At 72.4% G+C, this 12022-nt stretch carries 14 protein-coding genes; 8 read left to right on the forward strand and 6 right to left on the reverse strand.

Features of this window, described 5'->3' with window-relative positions:
• Positions 1-88 precede the first annotated feature (88 nt).
• The 3 genes from RBH18_RS00095 (at position 89) to RBH18_RS00105 (ending at position 1971) form a co-directional block, all read left to right on the forward strand.
• The gene (locus tag RBH18_RS00095) at positions 89-370 is read left to right on the forward strand and encodes a F0F1 ATP synthase subunit epsilon (RefSeq protein ID WP_305789552.1); all 282 of its coding nucleotides are present in this window, start codon (positions 89-91) and stop codon (positions 368-370) included.
• A 7-nt stretch (positions 371-377) separates the two neighbouring features.
• Positions 378-845: a DUF2550 domain-containing protein gene (locus RBH18_RS00100; RefSeq protein ID WP_306203857.1), complete on the forward strand. Its 468-nt coding sequence runs from the start codon at positions 378-380 to the stop codon at positions 843-845.
• Between the two features lie 397 nt (positions 846-1242).
• Complete coding sequence (locus RBH18_RS00105; RefSeq protein ID WP_306203703.1) at positions 1243-1971, forward strand: VOC family protein; 729 nt, start codon at positions 1243-1245, stop codon at positions 1969-1971.
• A gap of 216 nt (positions 1972-2187) precedes the next feature.
• Here the strand turns inward: RBH18_RS00105 and RBH18_RS00110 are convergent, their stop codons facing one another.
• The 3 genes from RBH18_RS00110 to RBH18_RS00120 all read right to left on the reverse strand — a co-directional run bounded on the left by RBH18_RS00110 (position 2188) and on the right by RBH18_RS00120 (position 4569).
• Entirely contained in the window at positions 2188-2544 is a 357-nt protein-coding gene (locus RBH18_RS00110; RefSeq protein ID WP_306203704.1) for a transposase, read from the reverse strand.
• The gene (locus RBH18_RS00115; protein ID WP_306203705.1) at positions 2541-3419 is read right to left on the reverse strand and encodes an IS110 family transposase; all 879 of its coding nucleotides are present in this window, start codon (positions 3417-3419) and stop codon (positions 2541-2543) included. Before RBH18_RS00115 ends, RBH18_RS00110 begins: the two co-directional genes overlap by 4 nt.
• A 298-nt stretch (positions 3420-3717) precedes the next feature.
• A complete protein-coding gene (locus tag RBH18_RS00120) occupies positions 3718-4569 on the reverse strand; it encodes a 3-hydroxyacyl-CoA dehydrogenase family protein (RefSeq protein ID WP_306203706.1) in 852 nt (283 codons plus the stop codon).
• A gap of 117 nt (positions 4570-4686) precedes the next feature.
• On the opposite strand from RBH18_RS00120, the gene RBH18_RS00125 reads away from it, so the two are divergent.
• Positions 4687-5016, forward strand: a complete 330-nt coding sequence (locus tag RBH18_RS00125) for a hypothetical protein (RefSeq protein WP_306203707.1) — start codon at positions 4687-4689, stop codon at positions 5014-5016.
• On the opposite strand, the gene murA is transcribed toward RBH18_RS00125, so the two are convergent.
• Complete coding sequence (murA, locus tag RBH18_RS00130; RefSeq protein ID WP_306203708.1) at positions 5006-6292, reverse strand: UDP-N-acetylglucosamine 1-carboxyvinyltransferase; 1287 nt, start codon at positions 6290-6292, stop codon at positions 5006-5008. The two genes, RBH18_RS00125 and murA, sit on opposite strands and share 11 nt — an antisense overlap.
• Positions 6293-6416: 124 nt before the next feature.
• On the opposite strand from murA, the gene RBH18_RS00135 reads away from it, so the two are divergent.
• Both RBH18_RS00135 and RBH18_RS00140 read left to right on the forward strand, forming a co-directional pair.
• A complete protein-coding gene (locus tag RBH18_RS00135; protein ID WP_306203709.1) occupies positions 6417-6995 on the forward strand; it encodes a cob(I)yrinic acid a,c-diamide adenosyltransferase in 579 nt (192 codons plus the stop codon).
• A complete protein-coding gene (locus RBH18_RS00140; RefSeq protein ID WP_306203710.1) occupies positions 6992-7378 on the forward strand; it encodes a VOC family protein in 387 nt (128 codons plus the stop codon). The genes RBH18_RS00135 and RBH18_RS00140 overlap by 4 nt, the downstream gene beginning before the upstream one ends.
• 19 nt (positions 7379-7397) lie before the next feature.
• Here the strand turns inward: RBH18_RS00140 and RBH18_RS00145 are convergent, their stop codons facing one another.
• Both RBH18_RS00145 and RBH18_RS00150 read right to left on the reverse strand, forming a co-directional pair.
• Positions 7398-8135, reverse strand: coding sequence for a hypothetical protein (locus RBH18_RS00145; RefSeq protein WP_306203712.1), 738 nt, complete (start codon positions 8133-8135; stop codon positions 7398-7400).
• Positions 8122-10755 (reverse strand): FtsK/SpoIIIE domain-containing protein, encoded by a 2634-nt coding sequence (locus RBH18_RS00150; protein WP_306203713.1) that lies wholly within the window; start codon positions 10753-10755, stop codon positions 8122-8124. The genes RBH18_RS00145 and RBH18_RS00150 overlap by 14 nt, the downstream gene beginning before the upstream one ends.
• 161 nt (positions 10756-10916) lie before the next feature.
• Between RBH18_RS00150 and RBH18_RS00155 the strand changes: the two genes are divergently transcribed.
• Together RBH18_RS00155 and RBH18_RS00160 are read left to right on the forward strand one after the other, a co-directional pair.
• Positions 10917-11324, forward strand: coding sequence for a nuclear transport factor 2 family protein (locus tag RBH18_RS00155; protein WP_306203714.1), 408 nt, complete (start codon positions 10917-10919; stop codon positions 11322-11324).
• Entirely contained in the window at positions 11321-12019 is a 699-nt protein-coding gene (locus RBH18_RS00160; protein ID WP_306203715.1) for a helix-turn-helix transcriptional regulator, read from the forward strand. The genes RBH18_RS00155 and RBH18_RS00160 overlap by 4 nt, the downstream gene beginning before the upstream one ends.
• Positions 12020-12022 lie beyond the last annotated feature (3 nt).

A 12022-nucleotide genomic window follows, 5' to 3' on the forward strand; every position in this document is an offset into this window, starting at 1 on the left:
GTCACCCGGCACGTCGGCGTGTCACGGCGCCGTTTAGAATTGGGCCACGGTTGCGGAGCCCCCCGCACCGGGCTGACAAGGAGAGAGCGTGGCCAACCAGCTGCACGTCCAGGTCGTCGCCGTCGAGGAGCGGATCTGGTCGGGTGACGCCGAGATGGTCGTCGCGCGCACCACCGAGGGTGAGCTCGGTGTCCTGCCCGGCCACTCGCCGCTCCTGGGCCTGCTCAAGGAGCCCTCTCAGGTCCGCGTCAAGCTGAGCGGCGGTGAGCAGCTCACCTACGACGTCACCGGTGGCTTCCTCTCCATCGACGCCAACGGCGTGACGGTCCTCGCCGAGAGCGCGACCCCCGCCACCCCCGACGCGCACTGACGTGACGATGCGGGTTCTGGAGATCCTCGGAATCTGCATCGCCGCGCTGCTTGTCGTCCTCTTCCTGCTCTACTTCCGCAGCCGCCTGCTGATGCGCGGCAGCGGCGCCATCCGCTTGCAGGTCCGGGTCACCACGGTGGTCCCGGGCCGCGGCTGGTCCACCGGCGTGGGCCGCTTCGTGGGCGACGAGCTCCGCTTCTACCGCATGTTCAGCTTCGGCGTCCGCCCCAAGCGCGTCCTCAACCGCCAGATCCTGGCCGTCGAGAGCCGCCGCCTCCCCGAAGGCCCCGAGCGCCTCAGCATGCCGGGCCACTGGGTCGTCCTCCTCTGCCGCCAGCACGGCGACCCCATCGAGATCGCGATGGCCGAATCCACCGTCACCGGCTTCCTCTCCTGGCTCGAGGCGGGCCCGCCCCGCCAGCCGGGCAGCATGCTCCCGCGCCCGACGATCACGCCGCGCCCCGCCGAGAACTGACCGCGCCGCGCGCCGCCGAGAACTGACCGCGCCGCCGAGAACTGACCGCGTCGCGTGTTGCCGGCTGGCGGGCCGCGCTTGTGCCGATGCCCGGGCCGGTCACCTCGAACCGTGCGACCGGCCCGCCGTCAGCTGTCGACTCCTGAGTTGTCGCCGCCCGCCGTCAGCTGTCGACTCCTGAGTTGTCGCCGCTCGCGATCTCCTTCGCGCGACGAGTTCGGCGTTCCGGCGCCGGCCGCGCCTGCCGACGGGAAATCCTTTGGTGCGAGGCGACGAGGTTCCTGGGCCCGCGTCAGCCGCACGCCGGCTGCGGTCGCCTCGGCCGATCGGGCGGTAGCCGGCGATGATCGGCTGTTTCCATGGGCGCGGGACGGGTCCTGACGCCTAGGACTGAGCTATGGCCAACGAGATGATCGTGCCCCTGCTGCCCTGCGCGTCGATCGACGACATCGTCACCTTCTACGGGGTGCTCGGCTTCAGCACCACGTACGTCCAGCGCCGACCCAATCCGTGCGCGGGACTGCGACGCGAGGACCTGCACCTGCAGTTCTTCGAGCTTCCCGGGTTCGACCCCGGGCAGTCCTACGGCTCCTGTCTCGTGCTCACTTCGGACATCGCGGCACTGCACCGGGCTTTCGCCGCCGGCATGCGGGCCGCGTACGGCAAGGTCCTGGTGTCCGGAATCCCGCGGATGACCCGGCCCCGGGCGCGCAGGAACGCCGAGGGGGTGGGTGGATTCAGCATCGTCGACCCGGGCGGCAACTGGATCCGGGTCTTCCAGGACACGAGGCCCGAATCGGCGAGGCCCGCAGCAGCATCCGCACCCGCCGGACGGCTCGCCACGACGCTGGCGAACGCCGTCGTTCTGGCCGACTCCAAGGGCGACGCCGGCCAGGCGGCCCGCATCCTCGACAGCGCGCTGGCGCGTCCACGGGCCGGCGACGACCCCGTCACCCTTGCCGAGGTGGTGGTGTACCGCGCCGAGCTGGCGTTGACACTCGGCGACCGGGGAACCGCGACGGCGATGCTGGCCCGCCTCGGGACCATTGCGCTGGACGCGGACGAGACCGCGAGGGCGGCACCGACCTTCGAGATCGCTGCCGACCTCGCAGCGGCGCTGCGCTGAGCCGGGAACATCGGCGGGCCTGCTCCGCCGCGTGGGGGATCAGGCCCGGCGGCGCCACCACGGAAGGTGCGGGGTGGCCGCGGGGTCGGCAAGGGTGCGGCGCTCGAAGGCCGAGGCGAGGCGCAACCACTCACGCAGAATGAAGGCTGCGGCGGGCTGCTCTGGAGCGCCAGCTCCTCGGCCCGCCGGTGCCGGCCTCGGCGGGAGTGCCCTGTGTCAACCGGTTGGCTGGGGTGGGGTGAGGAGGTTTTGCAGGGCGCGGTGTTCGGCGGGGTTGTAGGGGGTGTTGGTGGTCCAGCATTTCCAGATCACGGTGAGCCAGGCGCGGGCCAGGATGCGGACGGCGTGGTTGTGTTTTTTGCCGCGGGCGCGGGCTTGCCGGTAGAGGTCGGCGGCCCAGGGGTTGGACAGGCGGCTGTCGCCGGCGAAGTTGCAGACGGCGTTGCGCAGGTGTTTATCGACGGCCCAGCGGAACGCGACGATGCGGGTGTTACCTGATTGCCGGGTCGAGGGGGTGACCCCGGCCAGCCCGGCCAGCGATGCCGCGGTGGGCAAACCGGCCCCGGCAGTCACCGATCTCGGCCAGTAGCCAGGCCGCGCGGAGGGTCCCGGCCCGTGGTAGCGAGGTGAAGATCGCCGCGTCGGGGTGTTCGGCCAGGGCAGCGGCGATCTGATCTTCGACAGCGTCGATCTGCTGGATGACGGTGTTCAGCGCGGTCAGGTATACCTGCGTGACCCCGGCCAAGGCCTGCCCGGCCGGCCCCCGGGACACCAGGCGCGGCCGCACGGAGTCGTTCGAGCAGCGCCGCGGCGGTTCTGACGTGGTAGTGGCGGGCTTTCAGCCACGGTGTCAACACGGCCTCGGACAGTGCGTCCACGGCGTCCTGAGTACCGAACTCGGCGATGAACGCCCGTGACACCAGCGCGTCGAGCTCCGCGAACAGCCCTACCAGGCCCGGCGTCACGCTCAGCAGATGCGCCCGCAGCTGGTTGGCGATCGCCAGCCGATGCCCGAGCAGGTCTTGGCGGGCCCGCACCAACGCCCGCAGGGTTTGTGTGTCCTGCCGGTCAGCAACCAGCGGGACCAGCCGCCGCCGATCGGTGCGGACCACATCGGCCAGCACGAACGCATCGAACCGGTCGTCCTTGTTACCCGCCGACCCGTACCGGCCCCGCAGGTTCTTGACCTGTGACGGCGCGATCACGAACACCGTCACACCGGCCGCCAGCAGGGCAGTCACCAGCGGCCCGTCGCCGCGTTCGATGCCCGTCCCGGCCACCCGATGATCGGACAGCAGCGTGATCAGCCGGGTGATACCAGCCTTGTCATGGCCGAGCGTGACTCGCTCGACGACCTCACCCTCGTCGTCGATCACACACACGACGTGATTGTTCTGCGCCCAGTCGACACCCGCGAACATTCGCGCCGGCCCCGGCTCGTGTTGCACACTCAAAGCTGCTTGACCTCGCTGCTCGTATCAGCTGGACAAGCACCCAGGTCCCGGGGCATCACTGCCGGACGCTCATTGACGGGCGCTCAACGGCGCAGTAGCCCTGTCGCCAGTCGGGATGCCCCGGACCGCCAGGCCCCGCTAACACTCCCGCAAGCCCTCACACAGGGGGCAGCAACGGTGGGCGGTGACCCGACGGCCCAGATGCCACCCGGCCCTGACGGGCCGGGCAACAACAAGGGTCCACCAATGAGCGACGGTCAGCACCATGCAACCAGGTGCGACAAAATGGTCTTTATTCGTAGGTGTAGAAGCCCTTTCCCGTCTTGCGGCCCAGGTCGCCGGCCGTGACCATGCGCTGGAGCAGCTCGGGCGGGAAGAACTTGGGGTCGCCGGTGTCGCGGTGGATGTTGCCGGCGGCGTTGAGCATCACGTCGAGGCCGGTGAGGTCGATCGTGGCGAGGGGGCCCATGGCGTGGCCGAAGCCCAGCTTCATGACCGTGTCGAGGTCGGCGGCGCTGACGACGCCGGACTCGACCAGGCTGATCGCCTCGACCAGCAGGGCCGAGAAGAGCCGGTTGGAGACGAAGCCGGCCACGTCGCGCTTGACCTCGACGCAGGTCTTGCCGAGCTCCTCGGCGAAGGAACGGGCGGTGGCCAGGGTCTCGTCGGACGTCTGGTAGCCGCGGACCAGCTCGACCAGCTTCATCATCGGCACCGGCGAGAAGAAGTGGATGCCCACGACCGACTCGGGGCGCTCGGTGACCGCAGCGATCTGGGTGATCGGGATGGCCGACGTGTTGGTGCCGAGGATCGCGCCGGGCTTGCAGATCTTGTCCAGTGCGCGGAAGACCTCGTGCTTGGCCTCGAGCTTCTCGAAGATGGCCTCGACCACGACGTCGGCGTCCGCGGCCGCGTCGAGCTCGGTGGTCGTGGTGACCCGGGCGAGGGCGGCGTCCGCCTCCTCCTGGGTGATCCGCTCCTTGGTCACGAAGCGCGCCAGCGAGCTGCGGATCGCCGCGGTGCCCCGGTCCAGCGAGGGCTGGTCCAGGTCCCGCATGGTGACCGTCCATCCCGCCTGGGCCGCCACCTGGGCGATGCCCGATCCCATGAGCCCCGAGCCGATGACCGCGAGCCGACCAGCCATTGTGCGCCACTCCTTCGCTCAGTACGTGTGTCCGCACTCACCTTACTGAACGAAGGCTCAGTTGCTTTCTTCGGCGAAGATCTGAATCCGGCTCGCGTCCGGTGCGACACTGACGCCATGCCACCTGACGACGGCTGGTATCTCCTCGGGCCGTTCCTCGCCGTCGCGCTGACCGGCTTCCTCGGGGCCATCCTCTGGCGCTGGCAGACGGTCGGCCGGGCGCCCGCGGATCCGTGGGCCGGTCTGGCCATCTTCCACAGCGAGGACTACGGCCTGCTCTGCCCCGCCGCGCTGACCGACGACCCGGACCAGGCCGACGAGCTGCGCGACCTGCTGGCCCGGGCCGGCATCCGCTCGACGACGGCCGTCCGCTCCGACGGCCGCTTCCTCGTGCTGGTCTTCCCGGAGGAGGCCGAGGAGGCGACCCGCCTGCTCTCTAGAAGTTGAAGGTCGGCTCCGGCACGTCGGTGCGCTCCACGTCGACGCCGAGCTTGGCCAGGTCCGACACGAAGTCCGGGTAGCCGCGGTCGATGTGGTGCACCTCGCCGACCTCGGTGACGCCCTCGGCGCACAGGCCGGCGATCACCAGGCCCGCCCCGGCGCGGATGTCGGTGGCCCGCACGGGGGCCCCGGAGAGCCGCTCGCGGCCGTTGGTGACGGCGTGGTGGCCGTCGGTGCGGATGTCGGCGCCGAGCCGGACCATCTCGTTCACGAACATGAACCGGCCGTCGAAGATGTTCTCGGTGATCAGCGAGGTGCCCTTGCTGACCGCGGCGAGGCCGATCGCCATCGGCAGGAGGTCCGTGGCGAAGCCGGGGTAGGGCAGCGTGACGATGTCGACGGCCTTCGGGCGGTCGTCCATGCGGACCCGGAAGAGGTTGTCGCCCGGCTCCACCACGGCGCCGGCCGACACGAGCTTGTCGAGCGCGATCTCGAGGTACTCCGGGCGCACGCCGTGGACCGTCACGTCGCCGCGGGTCATCGCCGTCGCGTACGCCCAGGTGCCGCCGACGATCCGGTCGCCGACCGTGGCGTGGTGCACGGGCCGCAGCGAGTCGACGCCCTCGATGGTGAGCGTGGACGTGCCGGCGCCGTCGATCTTGGCGCCCATGTCCGTGAGCATCTGGCAGATGTCGACGATCTCCGGCTCGCGCGCCGCGTTGTCGATCTCCGTGACGCCGCGGGCGAGGACGGCGGCCATCAGGATGTTCTCGGTGGCGCCCACGCTCGGGAAGTCCAGCCAGATCTTGCTGCCCCGCAGGCCGCCGGGTGCCGACGCGATCACGAAGCCGTGCTCGTTGGAGATGCTCGCCCCGAGCCGGGCCAGGCCGGACACGTGCATGTCGAGGCCGCGCGAGCCGATCATGTCGCCGCCGGGCAGGGCCACCCGGACGTAACCCCGGCGCGCGAGCAGCGGCCCGAGCACGCAGATCGACGCCCGCAGCCGGCGCACCAGGTCGTAGTCGGCCTCGCTGCCGGGCTCGGCGGGCACGTCGATGACCGCCTCGTCGCCCGCGAAGGTGACCTCGCAGCCCAGCCGCCGGAGCACCTCGCCCATGATGGCGATGTCGGTGATCCGGGGCACGTTCGCCACGACGCTGCGCCCCTCGGCGAGCAGCGCGACCGCCATCAGCTTCAGCGCGGAGTTCTTCGCGCCGCCCACCGACACGTCGCCGGAAAGACGCGCGCCACCCTTGACCCTGATCACATCCACGTCGGCCATCGTATGGGGCGCGCTCCCGTGGCTCTCGGAGGGAGGGGGCGGTTCCCACGTCTTTGTCTTCCGTGCCCGGCAGGGTGATCTCCCGGACGTGGCCCGGGCGCGCCGGTCTCCGTAGGGTGGGGCCATGGCCGTGCATCTGACCCGCATCTACACCCGCACCGGCGACGGCGGCGCCACCAGGCTGGGCAACAACGAGGTCGCGCCGAAGACCGACCCCCGCATCAGCGCCTACGCCGACGTCGACGAGTGCAACGCGGCCCTCGGCGTCGCCCTGGCCCTCGGCGCCTTGGCCCCCGACGTGCGCAGCGTGCTCAGCGCCGTGCAGAACGATCTCTTCGACGTCGGCGCCGACCTGTGCAACCCGCTGGCCGAGGACCCGGAGTACCCGCCGCTGCGGATCAGGGAGAGCTACGTCACCCGCCTCGAGGGCTGGTGCGACGAGTACAACGCCGAGCTGCCGAAGCTCGACTCCTTCGTCCTGCCCGGCGGCACCCCGGGCGCGGCGCTGCTGCACGTCGCCCGCACCGTGGCCCGCCGCGCCGAGCGCTCGGCCTGGGCGCTGGTCGAGGCCGACCCGGACCGGACGCCGATCCTGCCGGCCAAATATCTCAACCGCCTCTCCGACCTGCTGTTCATCCTGTCGCGCACGGCCAACGGCACGCACGGCGACGTCAAGTGGGTCCCGGGCGGCACGGCGTCGTGAGCCTGCACCACGTCGAGCTCTGGGTGCCCGACCTGGCGGGGGCGGTCCGGTCCTGGGGGTGGCTGTTCGCCGAGCTCGGCTGGGAGCCGTTCCAGGAGTGGGAGCGGGGCCGCTCGTGGCGCGACGGCTCCGTCTATGTGGTGCTGGAGCAGTCGCCGGCGCTCTCCTCCGGGACGCATGACCGGCTGGCCCCGGGGCTCAACCATCTGGCGTTCACCGTCGCGAGCCGCGCCGAGGTCGATCGGCTGACCGCGGCGGCGGCGTCGAACGGGTGGTCGTTGATGTTCGCCGACCGGCACCCGCACGCGGGCGGGACGCAGCACTATGCGGCTTACCTCGAGGACGCGTGGGGTTTCGAGGCCGAGCTGGTCGCCGCGGACTGACCGGTGGCCGGGGCGCGGCTCAGCGGGATGCCGCGAAGGTCACCGAGAGCACCGTCGCGGCCAGCATGCCGCCGAGCAGGGTCAGGCCGATGCCGCCGATGTCGAGGCGGGAGTGCAGGCGACGGTGGGCGAAGAGGGCCGCCACCGGGACGCCCGCGGACGGCGCCACGAGGAAGCCCAGCCAGCCGAGCCCGCGGATGATCGCGTTGCCCGGCAGCGACGAGTCGCCGACCGTGACGAGACCCGCGGCGAAGAGCCCGGTGAAGCCGGCGACGAGGGCTCCGAGCAGGGGCAGCAGCGGCAGGGCCCAGCGGGGGAGGGAACGGCGCTCGACCGGGCGTACCGTGATGTCGATCCGCTCCGCGGCCCGCGCGAGCAGGGTGCGAGCCGACTGGCGCGGGGCCGGGGCGAGCGCCCCGGAACCCGGCGAGCGTTCCAGGGCCATCTGCGGCAGCAGCTCCGCGGCGATCGGCTCGGGCACCTCGCCCAGCGCGCGGACCCGCATGCCCGGCGCGCGGCGCAGCTGGTCCCAGAGGCGGGCCGCCTCGCGGTCGACGTCGAGCACCTGCGCGGCGGCGGCACCGGCCCAGCGGTCGGCGGCCGCGGCGTCGCCCTCGGCCCGGGCCAGCTCGCCGGCGGCCTGGGCGGCGTTGGCCTGGTAGGCCTGGTCGGCGTTGCCCAGCTCGGCGTCGCGGCGGCGCGCCACGTCGGCGAGCGCGGACATCATCAGCTGGTAGTCGCGATCACGTGTGGTCACTGTTCACCTCGTACGGGATGATCACTTCGGGGTTGCGGTGCACCGAGCGGTCGAAGAACAGGGCGCGGCGCCGACGCGGGTACCAGACCGGGCCGCCGGGCTGCGGGGAGAGCGGGCTCAGCTCGGCGCCGTGCACGTCGAGGGCGACCCAGGCGCCGATCGTGTCGAGCCGGGCGCCGATGCCGCCGAGGCTGTCGCGGAGCCGCCCCACCGAGCGCCACCAGCCGAGGACGTGGGTGCGCTGCTCCGGGCCGTCGGTCAGCAGGGCCTTCAACCCTTCCCGGTACGCGGCCCCCGCGGCATCCAGCGCGTATCCGAGCACGTAGTGGGGGATCCCGTCGGGCACCGTGGCGGCGAAGAGCTCGGCCAGCTCGCTGTGCCCGTACCAGTCGGCGTGCGGCAGCTCGGCCACCAGCCGGGCCGCGGCGTGCTCGGCGCCCGGGTCGAGACAGGCCACGCTGAACCGGGCGGGCCCCTGCGCGGCCAGGGACAGCGCGGCGGCGGCCAGGATGTCGCAGGCCTCGTCGGTGCGCGTGCCCAGGACCGCGAGGTTGCGCCCCGGCATCCGGCCCAGCCGCAGCCGGGCGGGCCGGGCGGCCACGTCGATGCGCTCGCCGAGCACCGCGCCGGGCGACGAGCCGACCTGCGCCGGGTCGTGGGCGGGCACGGGCCCGGCCGGCCGGTAGGCGTCCGGCAGCCGCGGCACGGCGTCACCGTCGAACAGCCGCGGTGGCTCGCACTCGATCGGCCGCTGGAGCCACAACTTGCGCTGCAAGGTTCGCCAGGCCGCGCGGTCACCGGCATCCGGCAGGCGCACGATCCGGTTGGCGCCCGCCACCCCCGAGTCGGCGTTGACGACCGCGTGGAAGCGGGGGATCACGGCGGCGGCCAGGTTCGTCTCGGCCAGGATGCGGCGGGCCTTGGGCAGGGCGATGCGGAGCGTGAACTGTTCGACGAGGCCGGAGCGGCCCCACAGCGCCTCGATGCCGGAGATGTCCTGGCTGGCGAGCACCAGGTGGATGCCCTGCGAGCGGCCGCGCCGGGCCAGGTCCTCGAGCAGGGCGACGGCCTCGTCGGCGACCGCGTCCCGGCCGCCGAGCAGCACCTGGAACTCGTCGATGATCGCCACGATCCGCGGCCAGTGCCCGGTGGGGTCCTCGGCCCGCAGCTCGGCCAGCTTCGACGCCTCGGCGCGCTTGGCGGCCTGGGCGCGCGTGCGCAGTTCCTCGCCCAGGTGCCGCAGGAGGGCGAGCCCGAACTCGCGGTCGCCGTTCACGTTGATGCCGGCCAGGCGTACCTGGGGAAGCCAGCTGGGGTCGCGCGGACCGGGAGTGAACCGCGCGAACGACACCCCCTCCTTGAAGTCCAGCAGGTAGAGCGCGAGCTCGTCCGGGCCGTAGCGGGCCGCGAGCGAGGCGATCCACGCGTAGATCAGGTTGGTCTTGCCCGAGCCCGACGGGCCGCCGATCAGCGCGTGCGGCGGGTCGTCGCCGAGCGGCACCGGCACCAGCGACCCGTCCGTGCTGTCCCCGATCGGCGCGAGCAGCCCGGCCGCCGACGACTGGGACCACAGCGTCTCGGGCTCGAGATCCGTGAACCGCGCCGGCGGCGGACCCTCGCGCAGCCGCTCGGCGGTGGTCCGGCAGAAGGCGGCGATCTTCTCCGGCGGGGGCGGATCATCCAGCCGTACGGTCATCTCGCCCGTGATGTCGCACGTTGCCCTGCCGTCCGCGGCGACGATCCGCTCGACCGTCGGATGCGGCGGCAGCTCCAGCCCCCGGACGACCAGGTGCACCCCGCACGCCACGCCGGTGCGGGCGATCCGTTCGAGCTGCTCGCGCTCCTTGAGCTCCGCCTTGTCCAGCAGCAGCACCAGCACCCGCCAGGGCTCGGGCCGCGGGCCGGGCGTGGCGGCGGTCAGCTCGGCCAGCGACGAGTACTCGCCGGCCAGTACGGTCTCGTTGACCCGGCAGATGTGCTCGACCAGCTCGTCCAGGGTCGCGCTGAGCCCGCCCGGCGACACGAACGTGAGCAGCTTGCTCGTGGTGAGCGGCGCGAAGCCGGCGAGGGTGCCCCCGAGGCGCTCCGGGTCGTACACGCTGAGTCTGACGTCCCCGGGCCGGGTCGTGCCGAGCGCCCGCAGCAGCAACCCGGAGATCACCCCGTCGGCGTCCTGCTGATCGCCCGTGACGTTGACGTGCGCGTGGTCGAGGAACGGCACCAGCGCGGGCAGCTTGGTGCGCTCCTCGCCGGCCTCGTACGCGACGGTGCCGATCCGCAGCAGCCCCGGCCGCCCGACCCGCTCCGGCTCGGTCGGCGTCCAGTAGCGCCACGACGTCCCGGCCGCACCGGGCGCCGACAGCGCCGCGATCGACTCGACGTTGCGGGTCAGCGTGGCGGCCTCGGACTGCGTACGGCGCAGAATGTCCTGCCGGGCCGCTTCCCGCGCCTCGGCGAGCTGGGCCAGGCAGGTCGAGTAGGCCTCCCGGATCAGCCGCTTCCTGCGCTGCGCCTCACCACGGGCCGACTCGGCGGCGGCGAGCACGGCCCGCGCGGTGCCGCGCGCCTCGGCCAGCTCCTGCCGGACCACGGCTACCAGCGCGTTGCGGTGGCTAGGCACTTGTCCCCCCGGGAGTCCAGATTGGGAGATATTAGCCAGTTTGGGCTATTCGAGGCGATTAACCGGCGCGTGTCGCCGATCCGCGATACGGCCCGGTAACCCGTCGGTGTCCCTGGGAACACCGACATACCGGTGTCGCGGCGGCGGCCGAGAGTGGCGGCATGATCGAGACAATCTCCACCGCCCGGCACGCGCTCGACCTGTGGCTGACGATGTGGAACACCGACGGCGACCTCGCGCGGCAGATCTGCGCCGACGACTTCCGGATCCACTTCGCCGTCACCGAACGCGACGGGTCGACCCCCGCGGACGACATCCGCACCGCCGAGGACTTCGCGAAGTATCTCGGCTGGTGGCACGGGCAGAACCCGGGCGTCGTCTTCACGCGGGTCGCCGATGCCATCGACGGCGAGCACGGCCGGTTGCTGTGGGACGTCGACGCGGACGGCCACCGCGCGGGCGGCGTCGACGTGTTCGACTTCGCCGGGGACGGCCGGATCCGGCGGGTCTGGTCCGTCGGCGGGCAGCGGAGCATGCGGACGCCCGCCTCTGCCAGACTCGAGGCGTGAAGCGAGCCGAGCGCCAGTACGCCCTGGTCGACCTGCTCCGCGGGGCACGCCGGCCCTGGTCCGCCGCTCGGCTCGCCGGCGAGTTCGGGGTGTCCGCACGCACCATCGAACGCGACATCAGCTCGCTCCAGATTGCCGGGGTCCCCATCTACGCCGATCACGGGGCGGCGGGCGGCTACTCGATCCTCCGGGAGTACTCGCTGCCCCCGCTGAACCTGTCCGCCACCGAGTCGCTGGCCGTGCTTGCCGGGCTCGCCCTCCTCGATTCCTCGCCGTACCAGGGAGCCGCCCGCCGCGCCCGCGCCAAGATCGCCGCCGTCATGGCGGAGGAGCATCGCGTGCCGGTGCAGGAGACGCTCGGCGCGATGCGGGTCATCGACGCCGTCGCCCCGGCGGACGACGCGGTGCCGCTCGGCATGCTCGCCGACGTGATCGCCGCCCGGCGCGTGGTGCGGCTCGCCTACCTGGGGGAAGACGGCGCCACCGGCACGGTCCGCGACGTCGAGACGATGGGACTGCTCCGCGCGGACGGCTCCTGGCTGCTCACGGGCTGGTGCCGGCTCCGAGACGCGATCCGCGGCTTCCGGATCGAGCGCATCACCCGCCTCGAGATCCTCGACGAGATCCCGCCGGCGCGCGACCCGGCGCTCCTCGAAGCGGACCTCGCGCGGTGGCCGGCGCGGCGCCTCAGCTGACCT

This window comes from Actinoplanes oryzae (genome assembly GCF_030757795.1).
Classification (GTDB): Bacteria; Actinomycetota; Actinomycetes; order Mycobacteriales; family Micromonosporaceae; genus Actinoplanes.

Excerpts from the sequence above, each read along its gene's own strand:
- RBH18_RS00100 (WP_306203857.1), top strand. The coding sequence starts at position 378 with ATGCGGGTTCTGGAGATCCTCGGAATCTGCATCGCCGCGCTGCTTGTC.
- RBH18_RS00105 (WP_306203703.1), top strand. The coding sequence starts at position 1,243 with ATGGCCAACGAGATGATCGTGCCCCTGCTGCCCTGCGCGTCGATCGAC.
- RBH18_RS00120 (WP_306203706.1), bottom strand. The coding sequence starts at position 4,569 with ATGGCTGGTCGGCTCGCGGTCATCGGCTCGGGGCTCATGGGATCGGGC.
- RBH18_RS00125 (WP_306203707.1), top strand. The coding sequence starts at position 4,687 with ATGCCACCTGACGACGGCTGGTATCTCCTCGGGCCGTTCCTCGCCGTC.
- murA (WP_306203708.1), bottom strand. The coding sequence starts at position 6,292 with ATGGCCGACGTGGATGTGATCAGGGTCAAGGGTGGCGCGCGTCTTTCC.
- RBH18_RS00135 (WP_306203709.1), top strand. The coding sequence starts at position 6,417 with ATGGCCGTGCATCTGACCCGCATCTACACCCGCACCGGCGACGGCGGC.
- RBH18_RS00155 (WP_306203714.1), top strand. The coding sequence starts at position 10,917 with ATGATCGAGACAATCTCCACCGCCCGGCACGCGCTCGACCTGTGGCTG.